Consider the following 16,156-nt stretch of genomic DNA (forward strand, 5'->3'; position numbering starts at 1 on the left):
TGATCCGCCGGGGGCCGGGATCAGGGCCGCGCGGGGACGAACGTGATCCGCTGGTCGGTCGGTGAGTAGCCGCTCACGGTGACGGACGGCCCGTGGGTGGGGAGGGAGGGATCCGGGAAGTCGGCCGGGACCGGGCGCAGCCCTTCGGGGCGGCGGTCCACGGACGCGTAGTCGGGCGGGAACGGCGCGGCCGACTCGATCTGCCGCTGGTAGAACTCCAGCCACTTCGTCTGGTCGAAGGTGACCGCGGCGATGACGCGGCCCTGGTATCCGTACACGCACGTGAAGCGGTGGTCGGCGAGAGAACCCTGGGCGACGACGAGTTCCTCGCCCAGGGACGGGACGCCGACCGACTTGATGTTGACCCCGAACTGGGCGGACCAGAAGGCCGGAACCCACAGGTGCGGGCGGCGCTCCGCGCTGCTGCTGATCATGTTGTGCGCCGCCGTCTCGGCCTGTGCGACGGCATTGCCCCAGTGTTCGAGGGACAGGAACTGGTACCCGAAGAGCGCGTGCGGGGACCGTGCCACGTCACCGGCGACGAAGACGTCGTCGGTCACGATGCCCCGGATGTCGAAGGCCCGGCATCCGGCGTCGCAGGCGATTCCGCGCGGGCCGGCGCCGAGCCCGGACCCGGCCAGCCACGCGGTGTTCCGTGTCGCGCCGAGCGAGACCACCGCGACGTCCGTGTCGAGGGTGGTGCCGTCGGACAGATGGGCGCGCCGCAGGCGTCCCGCCGCATCGCCCTCCAGGGCCGTGACCATGATTCCGCAGCGCAGGTCCACGCCGTGCTCACGGTGCAGCTCCGCAGCCGCCCGGCCGACCACCCCGCCGAGCGCGCCCACGAGCGGTGCCGCACCCCGCTCGGCGACGGTCACCGGCAGCCCGCGCTCACGGCAGGCCGAAGCGATCTCCGAACCGGTGAAACCGGCGCCGATGACGAGCACCCGGCGGGGCGACGCCGCCAGCCGCCGCCGCAGCCGGGCCGCGTCGTCACGCGTACGCAGGACGAAGACCCCGTCCAGCTCTGCTTCGGCCTCGTGCGGCCAGGGCCGGGCGTGCACACCGGTGGTGATCAGCAGCCGGTCGTACTCCACTTCGTCCCCGTCGGCCAGTCGCACCCGCTTCGCCGCCATGTCCAGCCCGGTGGCGGCCACACCGAGCCGCCACCGCGCGTCGAGCGCGATGCGCCGGGGCAGCGTGGTGCGATCGGCGGTCGCGTGGTCCAGCAGGACCTGCTTGGAGAGCGGGGGCCGGTCGTACGGTTCATGGGGCTCGTCACCGATCAGCGTGAGCGCACCGGTGAAGCCCTCCTTCCGCAAGGTCTCCGCGGCCCGGAGACCGGCCAGCGAGGCGCCGACGATCACGATCCGTCCCTCGCGCCTCAGCCATGCCAGGGCATCGTCACCGGACACCGGACGCTCCTTCTCGCACCGTGCCGTCCCCCGCCGTGGCTTCTCGCACCGTGCCGTCCCCCGCCGTGGCTTCTCGCACCGTGCCGTCCCCCGCCGTGGCTTCTCGCACCGTGCCGTCCCCCGCCGTGCCTTCTCCCGCCGCGTTCGACGCGTCACCCAGGTCGTCCACCAGGATCGCCTGCACCGGACACGCGGTGGCGGCGCGCGTCACCTGCTCCCGCTGCGCCTCGTCGGCGTGCGGGTTGTACAGCAGCGCCTCCTCGCCGTGCATGGCGAAGACATCGGGTGCGAGGAAGGCGCACTGCGCGTAGCCCTGGCACCGGTTGAGATCGACAACAAGCCTCATCGGGGGCCGCCCTTCCCGTAGTACCCCGCCTCAGCCTGCGAGTGCCGCCGCGGTTGTGCGAGCCGCGGCGGACCAATGGAGTCATCGGTGCGCGTCCGTCCGGGCGGGCGGCGTTCAGCCGGCGGGCGGCCAGCCGAGAGCCGGGGCGAGCCCGGTGGCGATATCGGTGAGGATCTGCACGTAGTCGTCGTGCTCGAAGGAGAAGGGCAGCGCGAACGCGACCTCGTCGACCTCCCGGAACGCGGCGTGGGCCCGGAGCCGGTCGGCGATCTCGGCGGAGCTTCCGACGAGATCGGGTGCGAACATCATGCGTGCCGGCCCCTGCGGCGCCGTGGTGCGCGGCAGCCGCTCCCGGGCGTACGCCTCGTACTTCGCGCGCTGTGCCGCCGAGGCGGAGTCGGTGGGGATGACGACCAGCCCGTGCGAGACGCGGGCCGCCTCGCCGTCGGGGTGACGGGCGCGGAAGGCCCGGATGTGCGAGAGCTGGATCTCGGCGAAGTCCTCGGACTCCTCCGCCTTGACGACGCTGCTGGTCAGGTAGTTCAGGCCCTGCTCACCCGCCCAGCGGGCCGACCGCAGACTGCCGCCGCCGTACCACATACGGTCGGCCAGACCGGGGGAGTGCGGCTGGACGCGGTCCGAGTACGCCTCGATGCCCTCCGTACCCCTGAAGTCCGTGGCCGGCTCCCCGCGTACGAACGACAGGAGGCGGCGCGCACGCGCGTATCCGAAGTCCTCGGTGTCGGCGGTGTCGGGATGCAGCGCGTGCCTCACCCGGTCGTAGTGCATCGGCGGACCGACGCTCACCCCCGGATTGAGGCGGCCCCCGGACAGGACGTCGAGAGTCGCCAGGTCCTCGGCGAGCCGCAGCGGATTCTCCCAGCCCAACGGGGTGACCGCCGTACCCAGATGGATGCGGCTGGTGCGCTGGGAAGCCGCAGCCAGAACGACGAGAGGGGACGAGATGCCGTACTGGAGATGCCGATGCCGCACCCACGCGCTGTCGAAGCCCAGTCGTTCGCCCAGTTCGATGATCGAGAGCGTCGACTCGTGGCCCGCCCGGGGGTCGGCCTCGTCGAACAGCCCGATGGTCAGAAAGCCCAGCTTCCGCAACGGCTTCGCGGTCGGCGGCACAGTGATCCTCCATCGTCCACGGCATGCTCTGCCGTACACCAGTGGTGCCCCGATTGTCGCCGGTGACCGCCCGTGGGCGCCGCCCGCCCCGGGCTCTGAGCGGGCAGCGACGCCCCGGATACGAACTTCTCTCGCAAATGGGTGCGAAACCCCTTGACTCATGAGAAATGCGGAGGAGAATTTTCTTTACACCAGAAAACCGGAGTGAGCCGCACCGTTGACGAAGACGTTCGCCGACACGCGTGACCCTCTCGTTGGCTCTGGCCAGGCCCCCGGCAGATCCTCTCGATCCCGGAGCTTTTGACGACGGTCGAAAACTCGTGGAACCGGAGAAGGACTACCGGGGACTGCATGTGCGCACAGGGGACGGAACAGGTGGAAGGGCCCTTGCGGTGGGGCCCTTCCACCTGTGGTCGGAGACCCGAGGTCAGGCATGGGCCGGCAGGGCCGAGGTCAGCCACGGGCCAGCAGGGCCGAGGCGGCAATCTGCAAGGCATGAGGACCCTCGTTGTTGACCACGACATACGTCGCAGGCGGAATTTCCCTCAGAACGTCGGCCATCGTCCCTTCGGCCAACCGGGCCCCCGGATCAAAACTCAGCACTTTGGTCGAGGCGTACGCGCGCGAACTGTAGACGAAGACGGCGAAGCGCCCTTCGTACATCTGCGCGACGCTGGGGTGACGAGAGCCGCCGCCCGAGGTGATGTACCAGACGCGGCTTCTGCGCAGTTCGGCCGCGAGCAGATCGAGCACCGGCTCACCGCGGGCACATCGGGCGCACAGCCGGGCGACTTCGTCCTCCGGAACGACAAGCCGGGCAGCGGCAGGGGCAGCGGCATCGGGATCGGCATCGGGAGCGGAAGGACCTGGGGGCCGAGGAGGGGTATCCGGTGGGGCAGGGGACGCCGCAGGAGGGGGGACGGGCGCGGAGGGGACGGGCGCGTCCGCGCGGGGCCGGTCCGGTTTCTCCGTGCCTGCCGTCGCGTCTTCCACCGCATCTGTCGTCACGCCTTCCACTGCGTCTGCCGTCACGCCTTCCACCGCGTCTGCTTGAGCGTCTTCTGTCGCGTCTTCCGTGCCACGGGGGACCACCTGGAACCGGTAGGCGACCGGTGAGGCCGGGTTGATGTGGATCGCGGTTCCCACGGGGAGCGACGCCAGCAGTTCCGCGCCGGAGATCCGGGTGGTCGCGATGCCGTCGGGAAGGTGGCCCGGCGAGGTGAACACCGCTGTCTCCCGGTCCGCCGCCGCGGAAGAGACCGCGGGGGCCACGTCGACGGTGGCCGACCTGAGCGCATTCCTCAGCGCCGACTCGGACCCGTAGCCGGTCAGGGCCAGCTGAGCGGCTTCGTCCACAGGATCCGTGGGCACCGGGAAGTCCAACGCGACGGGAGAGGGACGATAGCGTTCGTTGGCCTCGAATCCGGTGATCTCGCCCTGGGGACTGACCCGGAACGCGCCCTGGATCCCGTGCCCCGGCACCCTGCCCTGCGGATCGAAGGCGGGGTCGATGATGTAGAGATGGCCGCCGGTCATGCGCCGTGCCGCAGCCCTGAGCGCGTCCGTCACAGGCGGGACGTGGGCCTTGACCTCAGCCGCGGTCCGCACGGCCGGAAGCGGTGGGCCGTCCTCCTGGGAGCCGATGAAACGGGCGTGCACCGCTTGAGCCCGTGCTTCGTCTCCCAGCCGGCTCAGTGCTCGCGCAAGGTTGCGTGCCGTGGTTCTGAGGCTGTCGCCCGTCCCGCCGAGGCGCGCGTCCCGGGTCTCCTCAAGGGCCAACGCTTCTTCGAGAAGGCGGACTGCGCGTTCCTGATCGCCGCACTCACCGTACAGAGCCCCGAGGTTGGCCAGCGCGTTCGGCAGCTCCTCCGTCGCGCGCGCGTTGCCGCGCATGCCCCGCAGCATGCTGACGGCCTCCTCCATGGGACGGCGCCCCGCCTCCTCGGAGCCGGTCTCGGCGAGGGCCACCCCCAGCTGAACGAGCGCGGCGGCGAGATCCACGGTGGAGTCGGGGTCGTGCGGCGCGAGCGCGCGCTGCAGTTCCACCGCCTCTTCGACAGGGGGGAGCACCTGATCTGTCCGTCCGAGATCACGCAGGACCACTCCGTAGGTGAGCAGTACCAGTGCCAGGGCGTGACGGGTGCCCGGCCGGTCGTCGGCCGCGAGGTGCCGCCGGTAGGCGGCGAGAGCCGCGGCGAGATGGGACTCCGCCTGCTGCGGACGGTGCGCCGCCTGCAGCATCCTGCCGTAGTCGGCGTGTGCGCCTGTCACCTCCAGCTGGTAGCGGCCGGGGCTCTGCGCCGCCGCTTCGTTGTACAGGGACAACGACTCCGACGAGTACGCGGCGGCCTCGTGCGTCTGCCGAAGGGCGTACAGCCGCTGGGAGTGCCTGCGCAGGATCGCCGCACGACCCGCGATGTCCAGAGGGTCGGGAGAGGACAGCGACGACCACGCGCTCTCCACGGCGACGCCGGACAGTTCGAGCGCCGCTTCGTTCATTCCGGCCGCGGCGAGTTCGCCACTCGCTCGTGAAATCCGCTCCGCGATACGCCCGTTGACCATCGCGTCACCGGACTCCCGCATCCGGCGCGTCAGCTCCACCGCCTCGCTTGCCACGAGGGAGGCACGCCGCAGGTCACCGGTCCGCTGGAGCCCGCGCGCGTACCGAACGAGTCTCTGCAGACGGTCGCCCGCCTGCCAGGGCCGGGAGACGCCCTGCCAGGCCTCCTGCGCCGCGTCGCTGAGTCGGCCGGAGACCGCGACGGCGATCCTGGCCCGGCTGTCGCTGCCGGCTGAGAAGTCGAGGAGGAGGTCCAGTGCCTCAAGTTCCCTGACGCCCAGTCGGGACGCGGGAGCAGCCCCGCCGTGCCCGGCGACCGCTGCGAGGATCTGCTGCTCGAACCGGTCCGCGGCCGTCTCCAGCGCGGCGGGCACGTAGCCCAGGGGATGGTCGAGGACCAAAGCGCCCACGGCTCCGCCGACCCGTCTGGAGACCGTCGCCGAAGCCGCGGATTCCTCGTCCGCCGTCCCCAGCGCTCTGAGCAGGACGCGGGCGCAGTCTCTCCCCTCGAACCAGTCGTCTGTCGCGCACAGGGTGCGGAACAGACGCTCGGCCCCGGCATCCGACCGGCTCTCTGCCGCCAGTGCGTGCAGGACCGAGTCGGCGAGGCGGTCCGGTCCGGGGGCCCGCCACAGCGATCGGCCCCCGCCTGGGTACAGCGTCTGTAACTGTCTGGCCTTCCTGACGAGATCGCCGTCCGCCGCGGTCACCTCGACGCGCCGCAGCACCCGCAGCGCGGCTTGCTCGTCCGGTGGGGCGTACAAGCAGACCAGTGCGAGGAACAGACGCGCGCGGTCATGGCTGATGGGCAGTCCGGCAGCGGTGAACATGCCTGCCACATAGCGCTGTTCATGTTCCACCAGCCCGGTGATCGGGTGCTCCCGGTGATCCAGCGAGGCGGCCCGGCCCTTCGCGGCGTCGAGGACACGCAGGAGCGCCGCGGCGTACAGATGGAGTGTGGTGCGGACGGCGGTGGGGCAGTCCTCGGTGATCGAGCGCGTTGATCCGGGGGCAAGGCTCATGCCCGCCCGCTCCGCGGCCTGCGCGAACCCCGCGGTCGCGTCCCGCCACACCTCGCCCGTCTCGGCCGCGGTCATTCCCTCCGTGACGGGGGCCAACCGCATGACCCGCCGCTCGATCCAGTGATGGCGGCGGCTGCCGACGGAGAGTTCCTCCCACCATTCCCCGGTGTCCCGGGCGAGCAGGAGCAGTTTCACCGGGGAAACGCCGTGCGCGGCGGGGAGTTCGGTGACCGTCCGGAGCAGTTCCTCGATCCTCGACCGGTGAACCTCGGCGGAGTCGACCACGAGCAGGGCCCGGCCGGACAGCCGCGGGAGGGCCGCGACGGCCGAGAGCTGACGGTCCCAGCGCCGCAGCGACCTGGCGAGTGACCCGGCTACCGCTTCCCCGCCGCCCGCGTACGGGGCGGGGGACTGCTCGATGTCGAGGACACCGGCTGTCCAGCCCAGGTCCCGGAGCCTGGCACAGACCCGCAGGGCCAGGGTGGTCTTGCCCTGGCCCGAGGGGGCGCAGACGAGCCGTAACGCGGTTCCCCGGCCGTCGCGCGCCCACTCGACCAGGTGCGACTCCTCAGGTCGGCTCACCAGGGGATGCAGTCCGGCTTCCGGGGTGAGCCAGGTCCACGGTCGGTCCGTCGGGACGGTCGGCTCCGGCCCGAACAGCAGGCGCTCGGCGTCGGCGCGCGAGGCGGGAGCGGCGGGCTCGACGTGGTGGCCGTCGGCGTAGTAGATGACGATGTTGCCGTCACCGGTGACGACGACGGAGTCGATGATGTGCTCCGCTGCCACCCAGCGGTCGCCCGAGTGGGAGGCGTCGGACGTCACCCGCCGATCCGGTTGCGATCGCCGGTGACGATGGTGCCGTCCGCCATGTGCCCGACGTTCACGGCGCGTTCGCCCAGTGCTGTGACGTGGGCGTCCGACTGGGCCAGCAGCGCGCCGAGTTCGGCTGTCAGCTCTGGATCCTGTTCGAGGATGCGGCGCAGCCGTCCGCGCAACGCCGCCTGGAAGTCGCTGTCTTCCGGATCATCCGCCAGATCGCGCACGGCGGAATCGAGCTCCTGCCGATGCCGGTTCCGCCGCGCGAAGCGCTCCAGGATGTCCCGCCCGAGCGCAACGGTGGCGTCCGCTGCCTGGTCCCTGGCACGCGTGAGGACCGCGGCCCCGTAGGTGCCGATCGCGGTCACTACGTACGGTGTGATCTCCGCTGCGGTCAGACTGGCGTCCATGTACGACCCCTGATCCACTCGTCGGCGTCACCCCGAGGGAGCGCACGTCGGTTCTCCTGGGTCAACGGTAACGGCGGCCGCACCGTGAGGAGATGCGATTGCCGGGTTTCGCCCGCCCCCTCCCGTGCCGCGGTCAGGGCAGCGGGACACGGGAGGGCCGGGATGTCAGGCTCGGACGGGGGCTGGGATGTTGGGCTGGGACGGGGGCTGGGATGTCGGGCTGGGACGGGGGCTGGGATGTCGGGCTGGGACGGGAGCTGGGATGTCGGGCCGGGATGCCGGGCCCTCCAGGCTCCTGGAGGGCCCGGCCGGGCGCCTCAGCGGCCGGTCGCCGTCCCGTCCGTCACGGAGGGCGTCGCGGACCGTTCGATCAGGCCGTTGACCGTCCGGTCGCCGTTCGCGTCCATGGGCGTGGAGTAGTCGCCGACGGCCCAGTAGTCGCCGGAGTCACCGACCGGCGCCAGATCGTAGAAGGAGTACGACGGCCACTGGGTGTCGCCGTCGGGTGCCGTCGCGCCGGCCTCCTTCGTCCAGGTGGTGCCGTCGAAGTGCCAGAAGACCGGCTCCGCGTGGGCCGGTTCGGCCTGGTCGTTACCGGTGACCCACAGCCCGCCGCGGCCGTCGGGAACGATCGCGTGAAGGTAGAGATCGGCGAGCGCTCCGGTGACGTCCTCCCAGGCGGTGCCGTTCCAGTGAGTGACGCTCGGCACGGGCGCGTCGGCGTCCGGTCCGTCGGCCCACCCGGCGACGTAGACGCTCTCCGGTGACACGGCGGCGATCTTGGCGGTGTCCGTGCCGGTGCGCACGGGGGGCTCGTCCATCAGCGTCCAGGTGGTGCCGTCCCAGTGGTACGTCACCGGATGGCCCCCGTCCACCGGGTACTGCATACCGGTGGCGTACGCGTCGTTCGCGGAGAGGGCGTCGATGTCCCGGATGTCGACGAGACGGGGCAGCTTGAAGGTCTGCCACGTGCCGCCGGAGTAGGTGTAGAGCGCGTTGCCGCCCTTGAAGAGCCGTCCCGGAACGGCGTCGATCGGCACCTCGGGCCAGGAGTCGTCGGCGGGGCCGGCCGCGGGAACGCTGCTCCAGCGTTCGCCGTCGTAGTGCACGAGTGCCTGGTCCCTGCCCACCGTCCCGTAGGCCCAGACATCGTCCGCGGACACGGCGCTGACTGCCGACCACTGCCAGACGTCAGGCAGGCCCGGGGAGGTGTCCTCGGCCCATGTCTCGCCGTCCCAGCGCATGATGACGCCTTGTCCGCCCCTTCTTCCGACCGCCCACGCGAGATCGTCATCGACGGAGGACACGGACATCAGGGAGTGGTCGGCGGCCCTGTTCCCGGAGAGGGAGACCTCCCAGCCCGATGCCGCGGCCGCGTCGGCTCCGCCGGCGGTGAGCAGGGTGGAGGCGAGAGCCAGAGAGGCCGCCGCCGTGCGCAGAAGGTGCCGTGCATGCATCAGTGAGCGTTCCTTTGCGGTGAGAGAAAGCTTCCCGGGCGCCGTGCGTGACCATGCGGCCACGTGGCCAGACTCGCGACGGCGTCCGATGGTTGCAGGGGCCGGTCACCGGAACGGAGTTCTTCGGGGAGCGCCGGATCGGAGTTCTTCAGGAAGCGCCGGATTGGAGTTCTTCGGGGAGCGGCACACGCCGTGCGTGGGCGCGGCGTGTGCCGCTCCCCTTCGTCGGCGTCCCGGTGCGGGTGCGGGCGGTCGTGGCCTGTGGTGGTGTTCCGCGCGGGACGGGATCAGCCGGCCGCTCGGCGGGAGCGACGGACGGGCCTCCCGCCGAGCGGCCCGCGCCTCAGCGCTTCTTGGCCTTCTTCCTCTGCGGCGGGGTCCACGTGCCTCGGTGCAACTGGCAGCGGGAGTAGCCGATCATCGCGGGTTTCCGGCACCGCTTGCCGGTCTTGGTCTCGGTCGACCCGCACGCGACCTGCTTACCCATGCGTCCTCCTCTGTCCGGTCGAACGCGTCCTGTGCCCGACCCATCGTCACCGGCCAGATGAGCGCCTCGCTCTGCGCGCGGCCACATCTGGCCGATTCGGTCTTCTTCGTGCCCGAATAGAGACATTTCGATGTTCGAGTCGATGGTGAACGCAACCAGGGCCGCAACCAGGGGAGTTCAGCCCTCTCATGACCTGGGTCAGGCACTGAGCAGTTCCTCGGGGCCGTATGCCGCCCAGCGGCGTGCGCGCGTGGGCCACGAGCGCCGTGGGCCGTGGACCAAGTCGCCGGCGTCGATGGGACGTCATGCGGGGTACGCCTCGTCAGACCGGAGAGCTCGCAGCGGGGGCCGGAGACCCGGCATCGGGTTCAAGGACGGCGCGTCCCCGTCGGTGCTTCATTCCTTGGCTGTCGCCACCGTGACCGCCCGGACTCTCAGGGCCACGCGTCCGGGCAGGGCGGTCGCGACGAGCGCGAGGAGCCCGGCTCCGGCGACCACCGTGCCGTACACGAGCGGTGGGACAACCGGTGCCGCTCGGCCCGTCATCCCGATGCTGAACGAGTTCAGGACGGCCAGGGCGATGGCGGTGCCGAGGGTGGTGGCGAGGAGGAGCACCGACAGGGCCTCGGTACGCAGCATGCGGAGCACCTGACGGCGGGTTGCCCCCGCGAGACGCAGCAGCGCGAACTCCCGGACGCGCTCGGAGACCGACATGGCGAGTGTGTTGACCACCGCGATGGCCGTGAAGGCCAGCACCAGCCCCATGGCAAGGAAATTGACCTCGGCATGGGCCTGTTGACTCCGCGCCTGGAGCGAGTCCGCAGCGGCCGGGGAGAGAACTCGCAGTCCCGGGAACTCACTGAGCGTAGTCATGAGTTGTGTCTGTGTACGGTCCGTGCTGACGAGGAGGGAGGGAGAGAGCGGGTTGTCGACGTGGCGGGCGAGCAGGTCGTGCGCGAAGGTGAGGTCTCCGAAGCCGAGGCCCCTGGTGTAGACGGCGGCGACGGTGAGCGTGGCGGGTGTGCCGTCGCCGAGCGTGAGCTTCAGGGTGCTTCCGGGCTTCAAGTGGTTTTGTTTTGCGGCCAGTTCGCTGACGGCGACCGTGTGCTCGGTGAGCCTGTGGAGGGATCCGGCGGTGACGTCCGGATCCCAGGTGCGGGTGAGACCGGCCGGGGTGACGCCTTGGGCCGCGTACTTGTCGAGGCCGACCCGCACGGTCGTACGGACCACTTCGGTGACGACGGCGTCATGCGCACGCAGCTGTCGTGCCGCCGCGGACGGGACACCGGGCCCCTGGGAGGCGACCACCCAGTCGGCGCGGATGCCCTCACGGCTCTGGGCGCCGGCCGCGTCGTCGAGGGTGGGCTGCACGAACAGCACCGTGCAGGTCATGCCGATGAGCAGAGTGAGGGGGGTGACGGCGGAGGCCATGCGGGCGGCGTTGCCGTGGAGGTTGGCGCAGGCGAGCCTGCCACCGGGGCCGGCCAGGCTCAGCGGGCCGGTGAGGAGAAGTGCGGCTGCTTTGACCAGGAGCGGCCCGAGCAGGGCGACGGAGGTGGACAGGACGACGACGGCGAGGAACGTGACCGGCGTGGAGGCGGGCTCGGTGTGCAGGATGCTGAGCAGGGCTACGAGGGCGGTGCCGCCGACGAGCAGCAGGAGGCCGGCGAGGATGCGGCCCCAGGCGGGCCGGGTGGCTTCGGTCCGGGCTTCGGTGAGTGCCTCGGCCGGGTGGATCCGGGCGACACGGCGTGAGGCGATCCGCGCGGCGGCCCAGGCGCCGGACAGGGTCACGGCGACGGCGGCAAGCGGGGGCAAGAAGCCGGTGGTGTGCTGCAGCGTGGTGGGCACAGCGCCCAGAGCGGCGAACCTGCCGTGCAACCAACCGCCCAGGGGGAGCCCCACCAGGGCCCCGGCCGTCCCCGCGGCCGCTCCGACGACGAGGGCCTCCCGGCCGAGGAGCGCGCGGATCTGCCCGGAGGTGGCGGCGATGGCACGGAGCAGGGCGAGTTCGCGTTGGCGTTGCTGGACGGAGAGCGCGAAGGTGCCGACGACCACGAGCACGGCCACGAGCAGCGAGGTGCCACCCATCGCACCGCCCATGCTGACCAGCTTGATGCGCGCCGCAGCGGCGTCCAGGAACTCCACCGGACCACGGGCCTCTCCGGCGCTGACCTGGGAACCGGTGCCATGCAGCGCCGTGGCCACGGCGTGCCCCAGCCGACCCGGATCGGTGCCCGCGTCCGGGATCACACCGAACGCGGTGACCTGCCCGGGGCGGGCGGCGAGACGGCGGGCCTCGGCGGTGGAGAAGAACAGGGACGTCTGGTGGCGGACGGTCGCGGCGGGGGCGGCGATACCGGAGACACGGTAGGAGCGCGGGGCCTGCGTCGACTGGACGGTGAGACGGTCACCGGGTTCGAGACGGGCGCGCTCGGCGAGGTAGTGGTCGACGACGACATCGGTGTCGGCCGTGGGGGCGTCACCCGCGGTGAGCCGGTACGGCGTCAGTGCGGCGGACTCCCAGGCGTGCCCGTAGGAGGTCCTGCCGCCGATGCCGTCCGGGATCAACGGCTGGGTCATGAAGGTGAGTTCGGGAACGACGCGAGCGACACCGGGCGTGCCGGCCAGAGTGCGTCCGATGTCGGCCGGGAGCCAGGCGCGTTCGGCGACGGGTTTGGCCTTGTGTTTGACCTTGGTCTTGTCCTTCTTCCGCTTGACGGTGGTCTGGTGGACGTTCTGGTCGGCGGAGACCACGATCGGGGCCGCGGCATAGCGCTCGGTCCGGATGGTGCCGCGCAGCCCCGTCTCCAGGAGCGTGCCGCAGGCGGTGATCAGGGCGGCCGCGCACATCAGGGCGAGGAAGGCGCCGAGGAAGCCCGCCTTGCGTGCGCGGACGGTTTTCAGGGCGTAGCGCAGCATCATGCGGGATCGGCCTCTCCTCTGTTGTTGTTCTGTACGGTGTCGTGCTTCTGGTCGGCACTGGCACTGGCACTGGCACTGGCACTGGCACCGGCACTGGCACCGGCACCGGCTTCGGCACCGGCACTGGCACTGGCACCGGCTTCCGCACCTACTCCGGCTTCGGCTTCGGAGCTTGCGTCGCCCGTCGGCTCGGGGGCGGGGAAGGCGAGGAACCGTGTGAGCAGCGTGCGTGCGCCGGGCGGGGTCTCGGACTCGGGCCGCTTGTAGCGGTTGAGGAGGGCGATGTACTCCTCGAAGAACTCCCTGAGTTCGGGAAGCGTGATCCGGACGGTGCCGTGCGAGTAGGGGAACGCGTTCGCCCAGGGCCCGTTGTCGGCGTCCCGTTGAAGCCGCTCGAAGAGTTCCAGGTCGGCGGCGTACGCATGGTGGTTCAGCTCATCCATGACGTGCCGCATCTCGGGACTTCGGCGGCTGCGTGGCGGGAAGCGGCGGTCGCCGGGAACCACCCGCCACCAGCGCTCCCGGTGCCCGGTCGGCGTCCCGTCCGTCTCCTCGACGAAGCCGTACCGGGCCAGCTCGCGCAGGTGGTAGCTGGTCGCCCCGGTATTCAGCCCGAGCGCCCGGGCGAGCGTTGCCGACGTCGCCGGGCCGTACAGGGCCAGGTGTTGAAACACACGCTGGCGGCGTGGGTGGGCGAGTGCCTTGAGTGCGGCGAGGTTGTCGAGTTCGACAGGCACAACGGAGGGCCGTCGCGCCTCAGGGGGTTCGCCGGCGCCGGGTTCCTGGGACATGCCTACACAGTCGTCTGTGCACAGGTACCTGTGCACTGCGGTGGCCCGGCATCCTCAGAGGGGGGTTATCCCCACCCGAGTACGGCAAGTGGGCGAGGGGGGGCCGGTCCCTGTGCGACATCTGCCGCGAACGGCCAACAGGTGTTCTGTGTCGCTGGGTTCGGCGGTGGTCCGGCCGGTGGGGATCTCAAGCGGGCGCTCGCGGACTGATGCCGACCGGCTGGCGGGGCGACCGCCCATTCTGGCCTCGCCGCTGACTGGATCGCAGCCTTGTCCGTGCCCGCAGGGGCATCTACCATCCGTCTCCACGTCCCGTCTCCGCGTCCTGTGCACTGCGTCCCGTACACCGCGTCCCGTGGACCGCGTCCCGCGACGGAAGGCCGTCTCCGTGAGTGTCGTTACCCTGCTGCCCTTTCTCCTGATTGGGGGCGTGGTGCTCTTCTTCGCCATGGCCTCCCGGAGCAGGCGCCGTACGGCCGAAGCACGTGCCCAGCGCGAACGCGCCTTCCGAGCGGCACTACCGCCCCTGACGATTGCGCCGGAGCGCCAGGACGCGCTGGCGCTCGAAGCCCTGGACCAGGTGTGCGCCCTGAGCGGCAGCACCCCGGGGGTCTTCGTGGACATGACGGGCTACTTCACCTGGCGTGGCTGGAACGACGGCGACGTGTACCAGGTCATGAGCCGGCTCTCCGGTCTGGGCCTGGCCCATCAACTGGTGACCGCTGAACACCCCTTCGGCCCGTACCGGTACCAGGCGACACCAGACGGAGTGAGGGAGAACATGGCGAACTCGGGCCGTAGGGCCAACGCCTCGAACATCAGCATCACCCAGAACACCGAACAGGGCGACAACACCGTCAACGGGGTCTTCGGTGGCACCGGCAACGCCTCGATGCACCAGGCCCGCCAGGGTGAGGTCCGGGACCTCCACCAGCAGTTGGCACAGCGACTGCGGGAGGAGGCCGCCCAGGCCGCGCCGGCTGAGGCGGACACCGCCGAGAGCCACGCGGCGAGCCTGGAATCAGCCCTCGCCGCCGGGGACGACGAAGCCCGCGATGCGGCGCTGGGCCGCATCCACCGATTCCTCCTGACGGTGAGCAGCGGATTCCAGGCCAGCCAGCAACTGCTCACCCTCCTCGGCCTACCCGGCTCCTGAAGGACGGCAGAACTGCGCAACGTCAACTCATGAGGCACTCCGGATAGGGCACACCGGATAGGGCATAGAGATCAATCTGCCCCTGCCCGACCTCAGCCACCCGGGACTGTCCCGATCTGCTGCGGGAGCGGGTGGCCAAAGACCGGACGGTTTCCGTGCTCGACTTGACGGGCGACAGCCCACGCGTCGAAGGAACGATCGCCCGGGGGCGCGCGGACATACGAGAACGTCCTGACCTGCGGTGCAGCAGGGACGGGTGGGGCTATTGAACGGTGCTGTGCGCCGGTGAACGCAACCACGACGGCAACCACGGGCCCCGGCCTCTGCTTACGTCGTGCGCCAGGCGCTCAGCAGTTCCTCGGTGGCCATGGCCTCTCCAGTGAGGCCCGGGTCGCCTTCCTGCCCGGCTATTCCGGGAATGGGCCGCGGACCGAGACTCCGCCGTCCAGCACGATCTGCTGACCGGTGATGTAGCGCGCCTCGTCCGAGGCCAGGTAGACGGCCGCAGCAGCCATCTCCTCCGACGTGCCGTAGCGGCCTGCCGGGATCTCCGGAACCCACTCGTCGGAGGGACCGGTGTTGACAGCAGTGCTGATCGCCCCACCTGCGACGACGTTCATCCGGATGCCGTCGGCCGCGTACTCGGCAGCGACGGTCCGCGCCAGGCTGTAGAGGCCGGCCTTGGCAGCGCCGTAACCGGCCTGCTTCGGAGCGGCCATGAATCCGGTGACCGAGCCGATGCTGACGATGTTCCCGCCGGTGCCCTGTTCCAGGAACAGCCGCAGCACGCGCCGCACCGCGCGAGCCACGTAGCGCAGATTTACGTCGTAGACGGTGTCCCAGTCCTCGTCGGTCATCTCGTGCAGCTTGACCGCGGGTACGAACGCGACTTGCCCGCCGACCACCGTGATCAGGATGTCCAGCCCGCCGAGCCGTTCGGCCGCGCCGACGATCAGGTCTTCGAGTTGCTCGCTGGAGCGGACGTCGCCGCTCAGCGCATGCGAGACGTGCCCGGCCGCACGCAACTCGTCCGCCGCCTCGGTTGCCCGTGCAGCGTCCACGTCGGCCACCGCGACTGTCGCCCCGGCGGCTGCACAGGAACGGACGATGGTTCGGCCGATTCCGCCCCCGCCACCACCGATCACCAGAGTCCGTTTGCCGTCGAGCCTGTTCATTCCGGCCATGTGCCCTCCACCCTCGTCAAGTTGACCAAAGTTAGTCGCGACGAGGCTGACAAGGAAACGAGAAAGAGCTGAAGGAGTCGCGGAGGTGGCGGAAGTCGGGGGCGGCCGGCTGATCGATTGGATCAGGACCGCCGTTGGCGATCGCCGCGACGCCTACCGCCCGGGCTTCGTGCCCGCTCACGCTCGATGCCAGGCGCTGAGCAGTTCCTCGGGGCCGTACACCTCGGATGAGGGATCGGCTCGGTACACGCACGTGACCGGTTCCATGCTGCAGAACGTCGTACAGCAGGTTGATGACGCGCTCTGGGGCGCTGCCTCGGAGGCCGACGCAGCAGAGGACGAAGGCTTGGAAGGCGGCCCCTCAGACCTCGACCGAGACGGAAAACGAGACAGAAGATCGCGGAGAGGACGCAGTCCTGCAGTTCGTGATCCCCGGCTGAGCCGTCTCGGGCC

General features: G+C 70.7%; 10 protein-coding genes and 1 pseudogene. 1 reads left to right on the plus strand and 10 read right to left on the minus strand.

Translation table 11 applies throughout. The features are described 5' to 3' along the window. Nucleotides 1–20: 20 nt before the first annotated feature. The 9 genes and pseudogenes from ACFVUT_RS29470 to ACFVUT_RS29510 all read right to left on the minus strand — a co-directional run bounded on the left by ACFVUT_RS29470 (nt 21) and on the right by ACFVUT_RS29510 (nt 13,363). Nucleotides 21–1,415 (minus strand): NAD(P)/FAD-dependent oxidoreductase, encoded by a 1,395-nt coding sequence (locus ACFVUT_RS29470; RefSeq protein ID WP_389657430.1) that lies wholly within the window; start codon nt 1,413–1,415, stop codon nt 21–23. A 163-nt stretch (nt 1,416–1,578) separates the two neighbouring features. Continuing rightward, nucleotides 1,579–1,761, minus strand: a pseudogene (locus ACFVUT_RS29475) (ferredoxin); the annotation flags it as partial. Between the two features lie 114 nt (nt 1,762–1,875). Further along, nucleotides 1,876–2,895 carry an LLM class flavin-dependent oxidoreductase gene (locus ACFVUT_RS29480; protein WP_389657427.1) on the minus strand — a complete coding sequence of 340 codons (1,020 nt, stop codon included), beginning with the start codon at nt 2,893–2,895 and terminating at the stop codon, nt 1,876–1,878. A gap of 453 nt (nt 2,896–3,348) precedes the next feature. Continuing rightward, nucleotides 3,349–7,299: a type VII secretion system-associated protein gene (locus ACFVUT_RS29485; RefSeq protein WP_389657424.1), complete on the minus strand. Its 3,951-nt coding sequence runs from the start codon at nt 7,297–7,299 to the stop codon at nt 3,349–3,351. Next, a complete protein-coding gene (locus ACFVUT_RS29490) occupies nt 7,296–7,703 on the minus strand; it encodes a hypothetical protein (RefSeq protein WP_389657421.1) in 408 nt (135 codons plus the stop codon). The genes ACFVUT_RS29485 and ACFVUT_RS29490 overlap by 4 nt, the downstream gene beginning before the upstream one ends. 317 nt (nt 7,704–8,020) lie before the next feature. Further along, complete coding sequence (locus tag ACFVUT_RS29495) at nt 8,021–9,160, minus strand: hypothetical protein (protein ID WP_389657419.1); 1,140 nt, start codon at nt 9,158–9,160, stop codon at nt 8,021–8,023. A 343-nt stretch (nt 9,161–9,503) separates the two neighbouring features. Then, complete coding sequence (locus tag ACFVUT_RS29500) at nt 9,504–9,647, minus strand: hypothetical protein (protein WP_389657416.1); 144 nt, start codon at nt 9,645–9,647, stop codon at nt 9,504–9,506. A gap of 396 nt (nt 9,648–10,043) precedes the next feature. After that, a complete protein-coding gene (locus ACFVUT_RS29505; RefSeq protein WP_389657413.1) occupies nt 10,044–12,572 on the minus strand; it encodes an ABC transporter permease in 2,529 nt (842 codons plus the stop codon). Further along, entirely contained in the window at nt 12,569–13,363 is a 795-nt protein-coding gene (locus ACFVUT_RS29510; protein ID WP_389657410.1) for an ArsR/SmtB family transcription factor, read from the minus strand. Before ACFVUT_RS29510 ends, ACFVUT_RS29505 begins: the two co-directional genes overlap by 4 nt. Before the next feature lie 388 nt (nt 13,364–13,751). Between ACFVUT_RS29510 and ACFVUT_RS29515 the strand changes: the two genes are divergently transcribed. Further along, complete coding sequence (locus ACFVUT_RS29515) at nt 13,752–14,519, plus strand: hypothetical protein (protein ID WP_389657407.1); 768 nt, start codon at nt 13,752–13,754, stop codon at nt 14,517–14,519. 407 nt (nt 14,520–14,926) lie between these two features. On the opposite strand, the gene ACFVUT_RS29520 is transcribed toward ACFVUT_RS29515, so the two are convergent. Next, nucleotides 14,927–15,703 carry an SDR family NAD(P)-dependent oxidoreductase gene (locus ACFVUT_RS29520; protein ID WP_389657404.1) on the minus strand — a complete coding sequence of 259 codons (777 nt, stop codon included), beginning with the start codon at nt 15,701–15,703 and terminating at the stop codon, nt 14,927–14,929. Between the last annotated feature and the right edge of the window lie 453 nt (nt 15,704–16,156).

Origin of the sequence: Streptomyces sp. NPDC058051 (assembly GCF_042885475.1) — a bacterium.
Taxonomy (GTDB): domain Bacteria; phylum Actinomycetota; class Actinomycetes; order Streptomycetales; family Streptomycetaceae; genus Streptomyces.